Here is a 19032-nt window from a genome sequence, read left to right on the forward strand (position 1 = left end):
ACTTCGTCGCCTGGGTCAGGCGGCGCGTCGCAGCGGGACCGCCGACGCGCAAGCTCCGCCCGTCGCACGACGGAAAATCGCGTACTGATGGCTCGCCGCCGGCTCGTGCATGACCAGATCGTGCGTCTCGCCGGCGGTCAGCGCGTGATGACAGGCATGGCCCGCCGCCGAGAGAATCTGCCGAACTACGATCAACTGCGCGGCGGCACATGTCTGCCCGGGATTTTCGAGCAAATCCGGTTGCTCGATCACGAGCAGCCCTGACGCTTCGCCACCTTCCAGCGTCGCCGTGCCGTCGGACGGCAGGTAGCGAAATTCCACGCCCGACTCATGGGCATGCTGGCGATGAAACGTGGCGAACCCGTCGGTCGAGCGGTTGACGCAGATGACCGGCGGCCGATGCGGGCTGGCTGTCATGGCTCGCATGAACGCTTCGGACAGCCACGAGCCCTGCGCGGCGCCGACGAGCACGCCGCACCCGATCTCTTCGCGCGTGAGCAGCCGGATCATTTCTGCTGCGTCGGCAGCAAACGGGTCGGGCGCAGGAGTATAGAGTGCGTGCTGGACTTTTTGCACGACACGGTGCCAGCGGTCTTGTAGTTTCTTGCCGCGGCGGGCCAAGCGGCTCTGGGCGTTCAGCGAGTGATAGAGCAGCGTCTGGCTGACCGGCAATTTCTGTTTTGACTTCGCGGGAGTAGACGCAGGAAGTTGCATCTTTTCGACCGGCCGCGGCATACTCGTCCCAGTTTGCAATTCCGCAAGCCCCTGCTGTCCGCAAGCGACGAGCATCGTGCGCAAGCTGGCCGTCCACTCTTCGGGCGGTGCGCAGGGCGTACGATGCACGGTCGGACGTTCCTGCGGCAAGGTGTCGTTCGATGCGACAAAGGACGATTGCTGACACGCGGCTGCGACTGCCTGGCGCGCACGATCCAGTTCCGCGTTACGCACGTGTGGAAATTGCGCGGCGCGTAACGCCGCCTCGCGGCGGTTGCCGTGGCACAAGAGCGTGACGAGGAACCAGGCCCATTCCGTTGGGTCGGGCTCGAAACCTTGCTCGCTCGTCGACTGGTGGCTGGGGAAGTGCTCGCGCATCGTGGCGAGCGCTTCGGCGGACTTGCCTTGGTGAAGCTGGCACTTCACCAGGGCGAACTTATGGTCGAGAATCGGCGGCTGATGGTAGTTCAGGCCCGCGCGGTAGAGGCGTTCCGCCTCGGCGTAGTCCCCCGCGCGTAGCCGCTGGTTGCCGGCAGCCAGCAAAGCGCCGTCGACGGCGTTGGCCGCGGCGTGCCTGTTAGCCTCGCCGGAGGCGATTTCTGAAATGCGCATCGGCTCGAACGGGCCCGGCTGCACGACGCGCTGCCCCGGTTTTAGTCGCCGATGCAAGTTGAACCAGTCAAAGACCTGGTTTCGGTGGTGAATCGTGTGTCGAGAATCGACCAGCGCCTTCCCAGCGGCGGTAATCCGCGCGAGTTCCTCCGGGTGCTCGAAAAGCCATTCGAGCTTGTCGAGCACGTCGTTTTCGTCGGTGTAGACGCAATTGACCATGTCTCGAAAACCAGCAGCCTCGAGGCCGGGCGTTTTCTCGGTCAACAAGCAGCTATTGCAGGCGGGGATCTCGAAGTGCTTGCGCACGACTTCGTTGGCGATCGTGCCGCACGTGGGGGCGATGTACGAGGAATTCAGCAACTGGGCGTACTTTACCCCCTCCAGGAAACCTGACGTGCGCGGCTTTGCTTTCTTCCAGCACCAGCCGAAGTGCGGGCTGTGTAAGGTCGGGTAGTGACGCGATACGATCCGAGCGATGCGGCTGCGCCACGGGTAATGCGTCGCCTGGCTGCCGGTGAACAGGATGGGCACAACCTTCGCCAAGCCGTAATCGCGAAACACTTCCGGGGTCACGAAATTGGGCCACACGAACATGTCGCCGGCAATTGATGGCGTGTATTCGGCCATCGAGACCGAAATGCCGAAGTAGCCCGCCACGCCCCAATTCGCCATGTTCGCGATCGCCGTCTTGCGTGTCGGGCAGTACGCATCGCAATGCACGAAGCCCAGCTTCGGAACCTGCGGACTGTAGTCCGTGTTTTTCACCTCGGCCTGCACCGTGTAGACGCCGGTTTCGAAGATGGCCAGATCGGGCTCGTGCTGGTCGCAGAGCTGCTGGTAGTCGCATGACCGCTCGTTGACGAGGGTCAAATCAAAGTACTGCGACATGCACCGTTCCTGCTCGCGCATGTGCAGTTGCACGAACGAGGGGAGCTTCGGCTGCAGAAACCGCAACCACAGGAGCTTCGGCTTTCTGTCGGTGCTCATGGAGCCGTCCTGAAAGGTGACCATGCCGCGCAGCCGCGCAAGGCCTTTGATTTCCGTCCGTAGTGTTTGCGCTTGCTGGCAAATGATCGCCAGCATGCCCGCAAGGTTTATCCAATCGCATCATTCGGCCGTTTAGCGACGCCACTTGAGATGCACCGTGGCGGAGGCAGCGTGAGCCCGAAGTCTTGGATCGCGCCCCGGGGCGGTGTCGCGCGGTGGGGCCTCATGGCTCTCTTTGCTCCCAGGTCGTTGCGCGTTCGTTGCTTCCCTGCATAGGTCAGAACCGGGCCGTGTGCTGGCCAAACGGGGGGATTTTCGGCTCGATTTCGTCGGAGATTCGCGGCTCATTCCGGATGGGGCGAATTTTCCATCGGAAAATTCTACTTAGTTCCTGCAAGATCGCTCAGCCCACTTGTTTTCCTAGTCATCCCACATCAACATGAGCGTTCGAGGGTGGCCCACGGAACGGTCACTCTCGAGCGTGCGGACTCCCTTCCTCCCGCACGTCGCTTTGCCCGCCGATCGAGCCAACCCCCGTTGGCAAAGCCGCCTGGATGCGGTCGGTGTCGCTTCCCCTCATCTCCTCGCTACCCCCACCTGCCTACCATGTCACCCAGACGCAAGCCTAAGAAGGCCGCACAGCGCCGTCGTTTTCTCACCCGTACCTCGCGGAAGATCTTCTTGGAGCCGCTGGAAGAGCGGTACATGTTCTCGGTCAATCCGATCGTGGCCGAGAACCAGCTTCCCGGCACGCCGGAAAGCGTGTGGGACGTGCCCGATCCTTCGAGCAACATCGAAGGCTTCGCCGCGCAATTCAGCGTCGACGTGGGCCAAACCGTACAGTTCAAAGTCAATACCGATGCCAGCGCTTACCACCTCGACATCTATCGCATCGGCTACTACCAGGGCGACGGCGCGCGGCTGATCACGACGATCCAGCCGACCGATCTGTCGGATCAGCCGGATCCGAACTTCGATCTGGCGACCAACTCCACCGACGCCAGCAACTGGCACGTCTCTGCCTCGTGGAACGTGCCGACCACGGCCGTTTCGGGCGTGTACGTCGCGGACATCATTCGCGACGACGGCACCTACGGCGAGAATCAGATCATCTTCGTGGTGCGCGACGACGCCAGCACCTCGGACTTGCTGTTCCAAACCTCGGACACGACCTGGGAAGCCTACAACACCTGGGGCGGCACGAGCCTGTACACGCCCGACTACCCGGCAGGCCGCGCTTACGCCGTCAGCTATGAACGGCCGTTCGCCAACCGCACGACGAGCCAGCAGAATTTCTTCTTCGCCGACGAATACCCGATGGTCCGTTACCTGGAAGAGAACGGGTACGACGTCAGCTACACGAGCGGTCAGTACATCGCCATGACCAGTGGCGCCGACATCGTCAACCACAAAGTCTTCCTGTCGGTCGGTCACGACGAATATTGGTCGAGCGAGCAGTTCTACGGCGTCGAGAACGCGCTTGCCGACGGCGTAAATCTGGCGTTCTTCAGCGGCAACGAAGTTTTCTGGAAGACGCGCTGGATCGCGGACGATGCCGGCGATCCGTACGGGACGATGGTCTGCTACAAGGAGACGCTCGATGACTCCTTGACCGACCCGTCGGGCGTCTGGACCGGCACCTGGGCCGATCCTCGCTTCAGCCCTCCCTTGGATGGCGGCATCGCACAGAACTCGTTGACCGGCACCCTGTGGACGATGAACGCGCTCACGACCGACGCCACCAGTTCGACCAGCTTCACGCTGACGTCGAATTACGCGGCCCTGCGTTTCTGGCGAAACACGGCCGTCGCCTCGCTCACCGGCAGCAAAACCTTGACCGTCGGTGACCACACGCTGGGATACGAGGCCGATTCGGATATCGATAACGGTTTCCGCCCGGCAGGTTTGATCGATCTGTCAGCGACGACCGTCAATGCCTCGTCGGTGCTGCAAGATTACGGCGCCACGTTCGCCGCGGCGACGATCACGCAAAACATGACGGAGTATCGGGCGTCCAGCGGCGCGATCGTCTTCAGCGCCGGTACCGTCCAGTACTCCTGGGGTCTCGACAACGATCACGACGTCTACGAAGGCGCCGTCGACAAGAACCTGCAACAGGCCACGATCAACCTGTTCGCCGACATGGGCGTGCAACCGGCGACGATGATGAAAGGAATGGTCGCGGCCACGGCCTCGACCGACCATACCGCCCCCACGTCCACCATCACCTCGCCGCTCCCCGGGGCCACGATTGCCGCTGGCGCCAGCGTCACCATCAAGGGCACGGCCAAGGACACCGGCGGTGGTGTAGTGGCCGGCGTCGAAGTCTCGGTCGACGGCGGCCTCACCTGGCACCCCGCCACCGGAACGACAAGTTGGAGCTATACGTTCACGCCGCGCAGCGCCGGCCAGTTCACGATCATGAGCCGCGCCACGGACGACAGCCTCAACACCGAAAAGCCCGGCCCGGGCGTGACCGTCAATCCGCCGCAAGCCGTGGCCACCTACAACCTGTTCGGCAATACCACACCTACCCTCATCGATTCCGGCGATGCCAACAGCATCACGCTGGGTATGCGTTTCCAATCCGACGTCGACGCTGTGGTGACGGGCGTCCGCTTCTACAAAAGCGCAGCCAATACGGGCACGCATACCGGCAGCCTGTGGACCTCGACCGGCGTACTGTTGGCCACCGTTACCTTCACCAACGAAACTGCTTCGGGCTGGCAGAGCGCCACTTTCTCGTCGCCGGTGCAGATCAAGGCCAACACTCCGTACGTCGTCTCGTACTACGCGCCCAATGGGCACTACTCGCAAACGAACGGGTATTTCACATCGCAGGGGATCGACAACGGCCCGTTGCACGGTTTGGCGTCGGGACCATCGGGCGCCAACGGCCTGTACTCCTATGGCGGCAGCACTTTCCCGGTGACCACGTACGCGCAGGCGAACTACTGGGTCGATGTCACGATCAGTACCGACGTCCCCGTGGACACGACACCGCCGACGGTCGTCTCGTATACGCCCACCAATGGCACGACGACACTGTCGACTGACTCGGGGATCGTGATCAAATTTAGCGAGGCCATTGACCCCGCCACGATCAACGCGACGAATTTCCAGCTGCTGAATCCCAATCTCACCACGGTTCCGCCAGGCTGCTGCGGGTCGCCGGGCGGCTGGTGCAGCGGTTGCCCGCTGTTCCAAGGGGCGCAAACCACGGTTGTTCCCACGACGATCTCATACGACGCGACGCAGGATACCGTCACGCTCATTCCGCTCGCCCCGTTGTCGACGTTAAACACCTATACGGTCCTGGTGAAAGGCGGCGCAAGCGGTGTTGCCGACATGGCGGGCAACACGCTGGCTACCGACAATGCCCAGTCGTTCCTCACGCCAGCTCTACCCGCCTCGACCTGGAACACCGTGTGGAGTAACACGACGACGCCCGGCACGGTCGACTCGGGCGATGCCAACCCGATTGAGGTGGGGATGAAGTTCGTTCCCAGTTCCAACGGCACCGTAGCGGGAGTGAGTTTCTACAAGAGTGCCGGAAACATCGGCATTCATACCGGCAGCCTGTGGTCCTCGACCGGGCAGTTGCTGGCGACCGGCACATTCACCAGTGAAACCGCGAGCGGCTGGCAGGAATTGATCTTTTCGAGCCCCGTGGCGGTAACCGCCGGCACGACGTACGTCGTTTCGTACTACACGAATTCTGGGCATTACGCGGACGACCAGAATTACTTCTCGTCGGCCTACAGCAGTGGTGCGTTCACGGTGCCGGCCGGTGGCGGCGTGTATCTCTATGGCGATGGAGGTTTCCCGACCCAAACGTTCAACAACAGCAATTACTGGGTCGAACCGATTCTGCGAACGGCGCCGCCGGCCGATACCACACCGCCGCTGATTCTTGGCATTACGCCGGCAGCGAGCACGACGAACGTTTCGACGAGCCCCTCGATCACGGTCGCTTTCAGCGAAGCGCTCGATCCGACCACCGCCACGGCGAACCAGCTGCGACTGATGGACCAATACAACCACCTGGTCCCGACTACCGTGACGTACAACGCGACGACTTTCACCGCCACCATCACGCCGACCTCACCGCTAGCTTTCGGCAGCCAGTACACGGTGGTCGTTGCGGGCGGAGCACTCGGCGTGCGCGATCTGGCGGGTAATCCGCTGGCCGCGACCATTGGTTCGACCTTCACCACCGCCGGTTCTCCGGTTCCGGATTCCACCCCGCCGGTCGTGATCGACACTTCGCCGGCCAACGGTGCGACCGGTTACACGGTCAATGGATCGATCGTTGTCACCTTCAGCGAGCCGCTGAACGCGGCGACGATCAACGGTCAGACGGCGAACATCCTGCTCAACGGCGTCACGCGCGTCATGTCGACCGCGACCTACAACGCCGCCACCAACAGCATCACGATCACGCCTACTACGCCGCTCAGTTACGGCCTGAGCTACACGGTATACATTGTCGGCGGCTCGACCGGCATTCGCGACCTGTCGGGGAACGCTCTGGCTTCGAACTTCTCGTCGAATTTCACGACGGCCGCGGCGCCGCCGCCGACGAGTATTTGGAACTCGACGGCGACGCCCGCCTCGACCGAATCCTCGTCGCAGGCGGTGAACGTGGGGGTCAAGTTCGTCCCCAGCACCAGTGGGTACATCACGGGCATCGAGTTCTACAAGGCCTCGACCAATACCGGCACGCATACCGGCAGCTTGTGGTCGAGCACGGGACAACTACTGGCTACCGGCACGTTTACCAACGAAACCGCCAGCGGCTGGCAAACCTTGACCTTCAGTACGCCGATCGCCGTAACGGCAGGTACGACTTACATCGCGTCGTATCTGGCGCCGAACGGGCATTTTTCGGTCAATACCGGCTACTTCAACTCGTCCTACACCAGCGGCATGTTGACCGTTCCGGCCAACGGCGGTGTGTTCACCTACGGCACCACGAATGCCTTCCCCACGTCGACGTACTCAGGCAGCAACTACTGGGTCGACGTGATCTTCAGCCTGTCACCGGGCAATACCAATCCGCCGCAGGTGACATCGATGTCGCCGTCGGCGGGCGCGACGAACGTCTCGATCAATTCGTCGTTCACCGTGACATTCGACCAGCCCATCAATCCGTTATCGCTCACCAGCAGTACGCTGCAAATCGTGGACGGTTCGACCTTGGTCGCCGCGACGATCAGTTACAACTCCAGCAACAACACGGCAACGATTACGCCGCTCGCGCCGCTGGCGAACTCGCATACCTACACGTTGTCGGCGATCGGCGGCATTCCGGGATTGAAAAACGTTGCCGGCGTCAACCTGGCTCAGACCGTCTCGGAAACCTTCACCACGGCCGCGGCTGATACCACGCCGCCCACGGTGACCGGTTTCACGCCCGCGAACTCGGCCACGAACGTATCGACGACCTCGGCGATCACGGTCACGTTCAGTGAGGCGCTGAATGCCGCCACGGTCACGTCCTCGACTGTGATGCTGAAGGACTCGAGCAACAGCGTGGTTCCGGCGACGGTCACCTATAACGCATCGAACAACACGGTGACTCTCACTCCGACTAGCGCCCTGGCAAACTCGGCGATCTATACGATCACGGTCGTCGGGGGCGCCAGCGGTGTCACTGATGTGGCGGGCAATGCCCTGGCCGCGAATGCGACGTCGAGTTTCACGACGGTCCTGGGAACCACGGGCGGCAACAGCACGGCGGGGACTTCGAGCCTCTGGCCTACCACCACTACGCCCGCGACTGTCGATAGCGGCGACAAATCCGCCGTCGAGGTCGGTGTGAAATTCATCCCCAGCACCAGTGGCTACATCACCGGCGTCGAGTTCTACAAGGCCACGACCAATACCGGAACGCATACCGGCAGCCTGTGGTCCTCGACCGGACAGTTACTGGCCACCGGTACCTTCACGAACGAAACCGCCAGCGGCTGGCAAACCTTGACCTTCAGCAGTCCCGTGGCGGTGACCGCCGGTACGACGTACGTGGCCAGCTATCACACGACGGTTGGGCATTACTCGTTCAGCCGGTCGTATTTTACTTCGTCGTTCACCAGCGGTTCGCTACAAGTGCCCGCCAATGGTGGCGTGTTCGTCTACGGCAATAGCGCCTTCCCGACGTCGAGCTACCAATCGAGCAACTACTGGGTCGACGTCCTGTTCACCACCGTCGACACTACGCCACCCACGGTCGTGTCGGTAACCCCTGTTGGGGCTTCAACCGGCGTGGCGACGAACGTGCCTGTCACGGTGACGTTCAGCGAAGCTTTGACGGTGGCCAGCATCAGCAGCAGCACGATCCAGCTGCGCGATTCGAACAACAACCTCGTCGCCGGTACGGTCACGTACAACTCGACGACGAAGACAGCCACTTTCACGCCGACCAGTGCGCTTGCCAACTCGATGACGTATATGTTGACCGTCGTCGGTGGGACAAATGGCGTCAAGGATCTGGCCGGCAACGCCCTGGCGACGAACATCTTCTCGTCGTTCACCACCGCCGCTCCGGTGGATACCACGCCCCCCACCGTTGTGTCGGTGACGCCCGCCGGCGCGGCCACGGGAGTGGCCATCAACACGCCCATCACGATCTCGTTCAGCGAAGCCTTGAGTGCGGCCAGCGTCACGACGAGCACGATCCAGCTACGCAATGCGAGCAATACTCTGGTGGCTGGCACCGTCACGTACAACTCGACGAACAATAGCGCCACGTTTACCCCGACAAGCGCGCTCGCGAACTCGACGACGTACACGTTGACCATTGTCAGCGGGTCGAGCGGCGTAAAGGACGTGGCGGGCAATGCCCTGGCCGCGAACGTCACCTCGTCGTTCACCACCGTCGCCCTGGTCGACACCACGCCACCCACCGTCGTGTCGGTGATGCCGACCGGTGCATCGACCAATGTGGCCACGAATGCCACCGTCACCGTGACGTTCAGCGAAGCTTTGACCGCCGCCACGGTATCGGCCAGCACCGTCCAGTTGCGTGATTCGAACAACAATCTCGTGGCGGGTACCGTCGCTTACAACGCGTCGAACAACACCGCCACGTTCACGCCCGCGAGTGCGCTGTCGAACTCGATGACGTACACGCTCACGATCGTTGGCGGGTCGAGCGGCGTAAGGGACCTGGCCGGCAACGCCCTGGCCGCGAACTTCACCTCGTCGTTCACCACCGTGGCTCCGCCGGATACCACGCCCCCCACGATCGTGTCGATCACGCCGGCTGGCGCCGCGACCGGCGTCGCCGTGAACACGCCCATCACGATCTCGTTCAGCGAGGCCTTGAGTGCGGCCAGCGTCACGACCAGCACGATCCAGCTTCGCGACGCGAACAACAACCTCGTGGCCGGCAGCGTTACGTACAACTCGGCGAACAATACGGCCACGTTTACGCCGACCAGTGCTCTGGCCAACTTGACGACGTACACGTTGACGGTCGTCAGCGGCGCAAGCGGCGTAAAGGACGCGGCCGGCAACGCACTGGCCTCGACCGCTACGTCCACCTTTACGACCGTGGCCGATACCACGCCGCCGACGATTGTGTCGGTGACACCGGCGGGGGCTTCAACCGGTGTGGCCACGAGCGCGACAGTGACTGTCACGTTCAGCGAGGCGCTGAACGCCGCGACCATCTCGGCCAGCACGATCCAGCTGCGCGATTCGAACAACAATCTCGTGGCCGGCACCGTGACTTACAACGCCTCGACCAAGACGGCCACGTTCACGCCCACGAGTGCTCTGTCCAACTCGATGACCTACACGCTGACGATCGTTGGCGGGTCGAGCGGCGTGAAGGACGCGGCCGGCAACGCCTTGGCTGCTAACGCCACCTCGTCGTTTACCACCATCGCGTCGACGGCAACGGCGACTTTGTTCTCCACGAGCACGGCTCCGGCGACGCCCGACAGCGGTGACGTCCGTGCGATCGAAGTCGGCGTCAAATTCAGTGCGAACACCAGCGGTTTCATCACCGGCATCCAGTTCTACAAGGCGACGACCAACACCGGCACGCACACGGGCAGCCTGTGGTCGAGCACCGGACAGTTGTTGGCTACCGGTACGTTCACGAACGAAACCGCAAGCGGCTGGCAGACCTTGGTCTTTAGCACACCGGTGGCGATTACCGCCGGCACCACATACACAGCCAGCTACCACACGACGTCTGGTCACTATTCGTACACGTATTCCACCTTCTCGAAATCTTTCACCAGCGGCCCGCTCACCGTGCCGGCCAATGGTGGTGTGTACGTGTACGGCAACAGTGCCGTTCCGACCTCGACGTACCAGTCAACGAACTACTGGGTGACCCCGGTGTTCAGTTACACGCCGCCCGTGGATAAGACGCCGCCGACGGTTGTGTCGGTGACGCCCGCCGGAGCCTCGACGAATGTGGCGACCAGCGCCGCGGTGACCGTCACGTTCAGCGAAGCTTTGAGCGTCGCCAGCGTCACGAGCAACACGATCCAGCTCCGTGATTCGAACAACAATCTCGTCGCTGGCACGGTCAGCTACAACGCAGCGACCAATACGGCAACCTTCACGCCGACCAGCGCCCTCGCAAACTCGATGACGTACATGCTGACCGTCGTTGGCGGAGCGGGCGGCGTGGCCGATACGTCGGGCAATGCCCTGGCGACGAACATTTTCTCGTCGTTCACCACCATGCCCAAGGTCGGCGCCACCAGCACCGTGTGGCCGACGACCACCACCCCGGCCACGGTCGATAGCGGTGACACCGCCTCGGTCGAACTCGGCATGAAGTTTACGGCCAACGCCAACGGTTTCATCACCGGCATCCAGTTCTACAAGGCCACGGGCAACACCGGCACCCATACCGGCAGCCTGTGGTCCAGCACCGGGCAACTGCTGGCGACCGGCACGTTCACCAATGAGACGGCCAGCGGTTGGCAGACTCTGGTCTTTTCGACGCCCGTGGCGATCACGGCCGGCACGACCTACGTGGCCAGCTACCACACGACCGTGGGCCATTACTCGTTCAGCCGGTCGTACTTCACGTCGTCGTACTCCAGCGGAGCGTTCACCGTACCCGCCAATGGCGGCGTGTTCATCTACGGCAATAGCGCCTTCCCGACCTCGAGCTACCAGTCGAGCAATTACTGGGTCGAACCGATCTTCGCACCGCTGGCGAGCTAAGCGGATGACGCAGCGGTGATGCGGTGAGAAGGCAGAGCCGTCATAGGGCAGGAAGGAAATCGATCGGCGGGGGCCGATCGATTTCGGGGAAGCAGCGAGACGCGCAGGGATGCGTCTCGCTGCCGATTTCGACCGATGCTCGTGCGGAACCCCTCCTGCACGCGCCCTCTCTGCTGGCGTGCGGCTGCTAGCGGCGCAATCGGCGTCGCACGGCAAACTCGGTCGAATGCGCCGGCACAGTTCAAGTAACCGGCAAAGTTTCTCGATAGAGACTCCATGTCCGATTGGCCGAGGGGCGATTGTTGCGCGCGGGCCATCGGAGCAGGGTAATGGCGTCGGGGGCAGCAATGCGCGTCCAGACGTCATTCGTCCTAGCCATGGGGGACCACGACGATGCGCGTCTGTCTGTACACGGATTCGGCGCTTCCGCTCTTGGGAGGCCAGGAAGTCGTCGTCGACGCCTTGGCTCGCAACTTCATGGCTCTCGGGCACGAGCCGATCGTGCTGGCGCCGCCACCGCGGCATTTGTCGATGGCCGACCACGAGTTTCCTTACCCGGTGCTGCGTCATCCACGCTTCATCTCGACGCGCCATTTCATGGAGTGGTACAAGCATTGGCTCGGTCGCGCGCATCGGCAGCATCGTTTTGACGTCCTGCACTGCCATTCGATCTATCCGTGCGGTTACCTAGCCGCGCTGTGCCAGGGGAGCCTGGGCATACCGACCGTGATCACCAGCCACGGCGGCGACGTACACCTGTCGGGGTACCGCTTATCGAAGCCGGGCATGCCGGCGCGCTACGCGCGCAGCATCGCGGCGGCCGATGCCTTGATCTCGATCAGCCGCTTTACGTACGACGGCATTTTGCAACTCTGCCCGACGGCGCGAAACATCGTCTCGATACCCAACGGCGTGCACCTCGAACCGTTTTTGCACCAGGCCACGCGTTCCGAGCAGCTCGACCGCCGCATCCAGCGCGGGGAGTACTTCCTGTTCATCGGACGGCTGCACGAGCGCAAAGGTGTCGACGTCCTGCTCGATGCCATGGCGCTGCTTCCCGCGCGGCGCCGCGGATTGCTGGTCATCGCCGGCGACGGCGACGAACGCGACGCGCTCGAAGCGCAGAGCGCCCGCTTGAAACTGCAGAACCACGTTCGTTTCGTCGGCGCGGCCAAGGGAAGCACCAAGACGTGGCTGTTGCAAAACGCGCGCTTCGTGGTCACACCGTCGCGCACCTGGGAGGCTTTCGGCCTGGTCGTGCTGGAAAGCTACGCCGCGGGACGGGCCGTGATTACGACCATGCTGCCCGGCATGATGGACCTGGTCATGCCCGGCGAAACGGGCCTGTTGGTGCCGCCCGAATCTCCGGCCGAATTGGCGCAGGCCGTGGGCACCTTGTGGGAGGACGAGGCGCTCGCCCAGCGCTGTGGCGAGCGGGCCAAGCGCGTGGCGCAGAGTTATGGCTGGCCGACGATCGCCGAGCGCCATCTGGATCTGTACAACGAGCTCATCGGTGCGCCAGCGCTGCGATTGGCGGCGTAGATCCTCAGTAGGGTGCCCTATGGGCACCACAAACGAAGGTTCTCGGGCTGCGGTGCCCACAGGGCACCCTACGGCTCCGGCCGCTAAGCCGCCGCCGGCAACTCGAGCGCTGTGCCGGGCAGATCCAGAAACTCGGCCAGCGAATCCTGCACGCGCTGCCAGTATTTGGGTGCCCACCGCTTGTAGGCCGCCACGATGTCGTCGCGCTCGGCCAGCGCCTGACGAATGTAGTGGGCGATGATCTCATTCCGCTCGGGATACTCGACCACCAGCCGGCTGCGCAAATAGGCCGAGTCGTCGAACAAATGCGAATTCGGTCCCAGCAGACAGGGCACGCCTTCGGCCAGGCTCTCCAGCGGCAACATCGGACAGCATTCCGAGAGCGTGACGTACAAGTTCAAGTGCATCGAGCGCAAATGCTGCTGGATTTCGGACTGCGGAACGGGTTGCCGACGGATGCGGGCGTTCACGCCCAACTCGCGGGCGAAATCCTCGACCAGCGCGTTGGCCCCGGCCACGTGAACGACCGCGCCCGGGATTTCGGTCGTCGCGGCGAGTGCCGCGAAAGGCAACTTGCGCCACACGGATAAATCGACCGCAGCGACACCCAAATGTGGCCCGCCGCCGAGCGGCACAGACGCCGCCTGTGGCACCTTCGCCAGGCCGTGCAGCACAGTCGAGGCGGGAATGTTCTGCCGGCGAAACACTTCGGCCATGCCGGTCTTCGCGAAACCGATCTTCTTGATGCGCCCCGCCGCGACCAGGTGTTTGAGTTCCTTGAGCCTCTGCCAACTGCGCTCCTGGGAGATCATGAAGCTGTTGTACCAGGTGGCATGGACGTCGATCTTGCGCGGTGCGCGCTCGAGCGCTTCGAGCAAATACATGTAGCTCGGCGGCACCTCGGCGAAAACCACGCGCGACGTGCCGGTGGCGAGGATCAGTTCCGCGATGTGCGCGGCCGTTCGTTTCGTCAGCCCATCGAGCACGGGCAAGCAGGCCGGAAACAGATTCACCGTCGAACTATAAACGCCGCGCCACTCGGGCTCGACCACGGCCACGGCCCACGGCGCCGCTCGGGCGTGGCGTGCCAGCCATGCCTGCTCATCCAAGCCGCGCAAGGGATCGGCTCGACGACGGCGTTTATTCAGGTAGCGGCTCAACAGTGACATGCGACGCTAGCTCCCGGTTCCAAAAACGCGTGGGCGTGGTGATCGATATTCGGCCGACAGCAGATAGCCGCCGCGCGGCTTAATTGTCAAGAGCGATCAGATGCTAGCGTGTCGCAGCGCGGGCGACAGTCGCGTGCTAGCATCGCTCCTTATTCAGCCGCCGCGTTTACGCGTTGCGCCGCGCTCTCGGCAGACTACTGGTCGACGCGCCGATAGACGCCCCAGTTTTGCTTCGCAAGGGCCGACAAGAATTCGTCGAACACGCTGCCCGGTGCTCCGACGCCGATGCCGATCGTGTAGATCGACAGCCGGCGACTGTAGTTGACCCGCGTAATCAACTCGACAATTTCGGCCGGAGCGCTGACCTTGCCGCCATGCGGCTCGCCATCGGTGAGGAAGTAGAGCGCCTCGGCGTCGAATCGCAATCCGGATTCGAGTGCGTCGTACGAAGCCGTCATCGAGTTGGCTTGCAGCTGGCTGACCCAGCGGGAAGCCGCCTGCTTCATCTGGGAATTCGCCGGCACCAGTTGCCGCTGCCAGGGATGAACGTCGCTATTGAAGGCCACGATGCTGAATTCCGTCTCCTCGGTCAGCCCGTCGATGGCCTGCAGCAATTCGCGCTTGGCCGCGTCGAGCCGGGGGCCGAGCATGCTGCTGGAAATGTCGATGATGAATACCAGTTTCTGCGCGTAGATCGACAGCCCGTAGTACATCGACGTGCCGCGGCCGCCTGGCCGACCGGCGGCAAATTCCTTCACGTCCTTGCGCTGGACGGGCGCGCCCGGGGCTTGAAAGGTCTTTTCGTTATCCTTCCACCATTGCGTCCAGGCCGCGCTATCGAGGCCCAGGTCCTGCCCCGTGGCCTCGGCGAGATACTGAACGATGTCGCCGCGAATCTCTCCCTTCACTTTTTCGAGGATCGCGATCAACTGCCCGACGGCCGGCGTGCTGCCGATCTTGATCAGTGCCTGAACAACGGAGCGCCGCAGGCCGAACTCGCGATCGAAGGCCGATAACTTGGCAAGCTTTGCCAGTTGCGTGACGTCGTCCGGCTGGCCATGCCCCCCCAACTCGTCGGCGAGCGCCGCAACCACCACGGGCCCGTCATGGCCGTTGGCCTGCTTCTCCAGGTACGCCGTCACGTCGTGTTCGACGTCTGGCAGTGACGAAGCCAAGAGCACCGCCAGCATCGGCAAGGCATTCGGCCCGATCGAACCGCGGCGCGTTTCTTTGCCGACCGTAACCAGCAGGTAGCGGGCGACCTCAGCATTGTCTTTGAAATCCAAGAGCGTGTCGTAGGCGGCGCTGCGCACCTCGGGCGCATCGTCCTTCAATCCTACGCTGACGATCAGCTTGGCAGCGTCGGGCGTGGGATACTTTCCGGCATCGCGCAAGGCCGTGATGCGCTCGAAGACTTGCTTGTTGCGCAGTCGGGTTTGAATGTCCTTCTTGGCGGCGCGGAATTCCTCTTTGGCATCGTTGTCGGCGGCGGCCTCTTTTTTTGCCGCCGTTTTCGCGGCGCTCTTCGGGGCCTTGTCTACGGCGAGCGCCGCAGGCGCCCAGAGGGTTGCGCAAACGAGACAAACAGAGCAACCGGCCAGTGCGATCGCCGCGGCGCGGCGATATTGCTCGAAAGGCAACGGCGGCGCCTGCTTTCTCGACATCAAGATATGCTGTCCCACTAGTGCCGGCACGTTTGTCTCCGGCCGCGTCTGACGCGGCGCATCCGCCACGCTGGCCAAGGGCGGGCATTGCCTCCGGATCCATTGTCCGAGGCGGTGCGAGCCGCGTCAACGATTCGTAGGTCCGGCTCACGAGAAACGCAAATCGGAAATCTGCGACGTGCCTTCTGTAGCCGCCGTCGTCGAGGCGGGGATTCGTTAGCGCATTTCCGTGGTCGTGGAGCACCGGCTACGGAAAACCAATCCTGGGCACATTCCTGTCCAAACCGTCATTTATTCGCCGCGTGCTCATACGGCTTAAGAATCTCGCCCGGCGGGATGCCGGCCATCGGCTCGAAGCCTCCGTCGGCGATTTTGGCGCCCAGCTTCGTCACGGTGCGGAAGTACGCGTCGCTGGGACGCTCGAGCGTGAGCTTCTGGCGCAAGTCCTGGCAGGCCACGTCGCCGGCGGCTTGCAGCAGTGGGTCCTGTTGACGGCCCGCGTAAATTGCCGTGACAAGCATGGTCACAAAGTTCTGCACGCGCAACGAAAGCTGCGACATGCGGCACTGTCGATCGGCCAGTTGCAGCTGATGTTTGCGCATCGCCGCGCTGATCTCGCGCGCCATGTGCTGTAATCCATCGATGGCAAATCGTGCATGCGCGGCCAGCACCTCGGGCATTGTCGGCAAGGGCGCCACCTTCCGGCTGCCAAAGCGCTCGCCAGCCATCCACTTGGCGTAGGGGACCAAGACCGGCGCCAGCTTCTTCAAATGCGCCAGGCTGGCCAGGTTCGGCTCCTTCACCTGCAATTCGGCCAGCACGCGCCCGACCGGTTCGAAGAACGCCTTGCCGTGCTCTTTCACGAGCGACTTGAAGAAGGCCATGGCCAGCATCTCGCCCTCGCCTTCGTAAATGCAAGGGGCGAAATACTCGTGGACTTCATCGCCGAAAAGATGGCCATGCAGAAACGAACGACCGCCGTGTGTTTTCATCAGGAATTCGACGGCCGCTTCCTTTTGCGCCTCGCTGCCGAAGATCTTGGCGATCGTGCATTCCATCTCGCCGCGATAGCCTTCGTCCAAGAGCCACGAGCACCACGCGACCAGGGCGTCGCAAGCGACGATCATGCCCGCCAGTCGCCCGACGCGGCGCTGGACCAGCTCGCGGCGCTCGATCGGCTCGCCATACGTGTACCGATAGCGGGCCCAGGGCAGGATGCTGGCCAGCATCGTCCGCAATCCGCCGGATGCGTTGGCGCACACCGCCACGCGCCCACGATTCAAGCCGTGGTAGGCCACCGTCAGGCCGTTGCCGAATTTCGGCCGCAGCAGGTTCTCCTTGGGAACGCGGAAATCTTTGAACTTCAGCCCGTTGTTGAACGAATGTTTGAGTGCATACAGCCCGTAACGCACCAGTTGAAAGTTCTCGTTCTCCTCGGGCAGGTCGACCAGCAGCACCTCCGGTCGGTTATCGATCAGGCAGACCAGCGCCACGATTCGCCCCGGGAAGGCATTCGTGATGAATAGCTTCTCGCCGTTGACGACATAATCATCGCCGTCGAGGACGGCGCGCGTCTTTAGCGCGGTCATATCCGAGCCGGCGCCCGGTTCGGTCAGGGCAAAGCCGGAGATCCGTTCGCCGCTGGCCAATCGGGTCAGGAAGCGCTGCTTCTGTTCGGGCGTTCCCATTCCATGCAGTGGGTCGACGGCGCCGACGCAGCCGTGCACGCTTCCCAGGCCGGCCAGGGTCGGAAACACCGTCGCCATTTTGGTGAGAAACGGCATGAAGATGGACATTGGTGTCTGATGCCCGCCGTACTCGCGCTCGACGAGCATGCCCCAATAGCCCGCCGCGCCCAGCTCGGCAAAGACGTGCGGCCAAAGCTTGCCGCGCTCGTCCAAGAGCGAGCCGGCCGCGATGTGCCGCCGCACGATCGACAGCGACTCTTCCATCGTCTTCTGGCAGGCCGGCGTTGGCCGCGGCGGCGCCGTTGGCTGGAACAGCTCGAGCGGAAAGTTGTGGTCCCAGACGGCCCGATGAATGGGGCTGGCCGTGGTTTGATAACGCGCCTCGAAGAAGGATTCGACGTGCTCGTCCGCCCGATCGATAGCCCCCGTCGAGCGGGCTTCTTCGGCGCTCTTGCCGCTGAGCTTCAGCGACGCCTCAACGAACGTCTCGGCATCGGACTCGCTCGATCTGGTTTGAGACATGGCGGCCCTCGGCGGAGACGAAGGGCGTAGCGCGCAGCGAACGATCACCGATACAAGCCATGCGGGCGCGCCAGTGCCCAGCGAGCCTCACTTATAACAGAGCCGGCCGAGCCCAGCCAATTTGAATGGCCGGACCCATGCGCCGGGTATGCAGGCTAGCGGCGCGCACATGATGAGTGAAAGAGCGACGTAAGCGGTGCCGCGCAAGCTGCTCCGCCCAACTACTCTGCGCTGTGCGCCACGTTCTCTGGCAGCGCCGGACGCCAGGCGCTCGGCGAGTCGCACGCCACGCAAGGAGCCAGCGTGATCATGCCCGAGCACTTCGGGCAACGGATGTGGCTTTCGAGCGTGAAGTAATGACCGTACGGCACTCCGGCCAGGCAGAGTTGACGGATCGACTTGTCCTCGGCCATGTCGATGCGTTCGACCTCGTCGGGCTTCAGGCCCACCGCAGCGCCGATCCGCTCGTAGTCCGTAATCCCCATTTCCATAAGAGAAATGGCCGCAGCCGCTGCGTAGGGGACCTTGATGCCACGCTGGGTCGGGTGACGCCAGGGACGACGCCGGGGCTTCTTGGCTGCTTCGGGCTGCTTGGTGGCAATGGGCTTTGTCATTTCCGGATCGGCCACAGTCTTCTTAACGGCCTTGGGGCGGGAGGCGGCGGTGGACGCCGCTCGGCCCGCGGGCCTGGTGCGGGTGGGAACTTCCGTGTCCCGGGGTCGCTGGGAACGCCGCGACGGCGCTTTCCGGCGGGTGGGATATTGGTTTCTGCAGTTTGCAGTCATGGGGGGTCTTTTCACAAGGGGGAATCCGTTAAAAACCGCGCAAGACAAGATTTTCTCGATCCGTCGACCGCGCAGATTGAGTTACTTCTTTAGACGTTGCGGGGTTTCAAAGAGTTCACTCGCAACACCCAATAAGGCAAGAAATTACGTCGAA

7 protein-coding genes are annotated in these 19032 nt (G+C 62.9%); 2 read left to right on the forward strand and 5 right to left on the reverse strand.

Annotated elements, in window-relative coordinates; genetic code table 11:
- Nucleotides 1-15: 15 nt before the first annotated feature.
- Entirely contained in the window at nucleotides 16-2313 is a 2298-nt protein-coding gene (locus VHD36_20390; GenBank protein ID HVU89700.1) for a glycosyltransferase, read from the reverse strand.
- A gap of 606 nt (nucleotides 2314-2919) precedes the next feature.
- Here VHD36_20390 and VHD36_20395 point away from each other — a divergent pair.
- Together VHD36_20395 and VHD36_20400 are read left to right on the forward strand one after the other, a co-directional pair.
- A complete protein-coding gene (locus VHD36_20395) occupies nucleotides 2920-11508 on the forward strand; it encodes a DUF4082 domain-containing protein (protein HVU89701.1) in 8589 nt (2862 codons plus the stop codon).
- A gap of 393 nt (nucleotides 11509-11901) precedes the next feature.
- Nucleotides 11902-13050 (forward strand): glycosyltransferase family 4 protein, encoded by a 1149-nt coding sequence (locus tag VHD36_20400; protein ID HVU89702.1) that lies wholly within the window; start codon nucleotides 11902-11904, stop codon nucleotides 13048-13050.
- A gap of 83 nt (nucleotides 13051-13133) precedes the next feature.
- On the opposite strand, the gene VHD36_20405 is transcribed toward VHD36_20400, so the two are convergent.
- From VHD36_20405 to VHD36_20420, 4 genes are all read right to left on the reverse strand, one after another.
- On the reverse strand, nucleotides 13134-14219 hold the full coding sequence (locus tag VHD36_20405) for a hypothetical protein (GenBank protein ID HVU89703.1): 1086 nt from the start codon (nucleotides 14217-14219) through the stop codon (nucleotides 13134-13136).
- A gap of 194 nt (nucleotides 14220-14413) precedes the next feature.
- Nucleotides 14414-15883, reverse strand: a complete 1470-nt coding sequence (locus VHD36_20410) for a VWA domain-containing protein (protein HVU89704.1) — start codon at nucleotides 15881-15883, stop codon at nucleotides 14414-14416.
- A gap of 287 nt (nucleotides 15884-16170) precedes the next feature.
- Nucleotides 16171-18093 (reverse strand): acyl-CoA dehydrogenase family protein, encoded by a 1923-nt coding sequence (locus tag VHD36_20415; GenBank protein HVU89705.1) that lies wholly within the window; start codon nucleotides 18091-18093, stop codon nucleotides 16171-16173.
- A 221-nt stretch (nucleotides 18094-18314) separates the two neighbouring features.
- Nucleotides 18315-18707, reverse strand: coding sequence for a hypothetical protein (locus VHD36_20420; GenBank protein ID HVU89706.1), 393 nt, complete (start codon nucleotides 18705-18707; stop codon nucleotides 18315-18317).
- Nucleotides 18708-19032 lie beyond the last annotated feature (325 nt).

Source organism: Pirellulales bacterium (genome assembly GCA_035546535.1).
Lineage (GTDB): Bacteria > Planctomycetota > Planctomycetia > Pirellulales > JACPPG01 > JACPPG01.